Genomic DNA, 1650 nt, shown 5'->3' with positions numbered 1-1650 from the left:
GGCAGATTAGCTTGACCCCGGAACCCTTGATCATTCGGCGGACGGGTTTCTCACCCGTCATTCGCTACTCATGCCTGCATTCTCACTCGAACAGGCTCCACCACTCGGTCACCCGGCAGCTTCACCACCCGCTCGACGCTCCCCTACCCAACACACACAAAACCATTACAGTCACCACACAGCACCCCACCAGAACCCAAAGGCCCTGACAGGATCGGTGTGCGGAAATGTGCATTGCCACGACTTCGGCGGTGTACTTGAGCCCCGCTACATTATCGGCGCGGAATCACTTGACCAGTGAGCTATTACGCACTCTTTCAAGGATGGCTGCTTCTAAGCCAACCTCCTGGTTGTCTGAGCAACTCCACATCCTTTCCCACTTAGCACACGCTTAGGGGCCTTAGTCGGTGGTCTGGGCTGTTTCCCTTTCGACTATGAAGCTTATCCCCCACAGTCTCACTGCCGTGCTCTCACTTACCAGCATTCGGAGTTTGGTTGACGTCAGTAACCCGTTGGGGCCCATCAGCCATCCAGTAGCTCTACCTCTGGCAAGAAACACACGACGCTGCACCTAAATGCATTTCGGGGAGAACCAGCTATCACGAAGTTTGATTGGCCTTTCACCCCTACCCACAGCTCATCCCCTCCATTTTCAACTGAAGTGGGTTCGGTCCTCCACGCGCTCTTACACGCGCTTCAACCTGGCCATGGGTAGATCACTTCGCTTCGGGTCTAGATCACGCCACTCAACGCCCTATTCAGACTCGCTTTCGCTACGACTACCCCACACGGGTTAACCTCGCGACATGACACTAACTCGCAGGCTCATTCTTCAAAAGGCACGCCGTCACCCCAAAAGGCTCCGACGGCTTGTAGGCACACGGTTTCAGGTACTATTTCACTCCCCTCCCGGGGTGCTTTTCACCTTTCCCTCACGGTACTGGTCCGCTATCGGTCATCAGGTAGTATTCAGGCTTACCAGGTGGTCCTGGCAGATTCACACGAAGTTTCACGGGCTCCGTGCTACTCGGGAAACACCACGCGCGGCAACAATGATTTCGTCTACGGGACTCACACCCTCTACGGCACACCACTCAAGATGATTCGACTACCACGCTGCACTCACACGACCCAGCCGGCAGACCGGGCACTGATGCTCCCACAACCCCGCCCATGCAACCCCTGCCGGGTATCACACACAGACGGTTTAGCCACTTCCGCTTTCGCTCGCCACTACTCACGGAATCACTGTTGTTTTCTCTTCCTGCGGGTACTGAGATGTTTCACTTCCCCGCGTTCCCCCCTGCACCCTATGTATTCAGATACAGGTCATCGCCCTCACAGACGACGGGGTTTCCCCATTCGGAAATCCTCGGATCACAGCCCGCTTATCGGCTCCCCGAGGCATATCGCAGATTGCCACGTCCTTCATCGGCTCCTGATGCCAAGGCATCCACCGTGCGCCCTTAGTAATCTTCAAACAGACACACAAAAATATTCTCACATAAAGAATAAGATGCTCGCGTCCACTATACAGTTCTCAAACAACACCAGCCGCCCCCCTCACCACACACACCGTGCGCAGCTACCTGAAGCAAGCCACAGAACACACACCCAACCACCACACCCCCACCCGAAGGCAAGGACCAC

At 55.6% G+C, this 1650-nt stretch carries 1 rRNA gene; it reads right to left on the bottom strand.

What is annotated here, in order from left to right:
- Window positions 1-1480, bottom strand: a 23S ribosomal RNA gene (locus IG178_RS24150); the annotation flags it as partial.
- Between the last annotated feature and the right edge of the window lie 170 nt (window positions 1481-1650).

It is taken from the genome of Neoluteolibacter marinus (genome assembly GCF_014904755.1).
GTDB lineage: Bacteria > Verrucomicrobiota > Verrucomicrobiia > Verrucomicrobiales > Akkermansiaceae > Haloferula > Haloferula marina.
The sequence above is the reverse complement of the archived record's forward strand: the minus strand, read 5'-3'. Positions and strand labels throughout refer to the sequence as shown.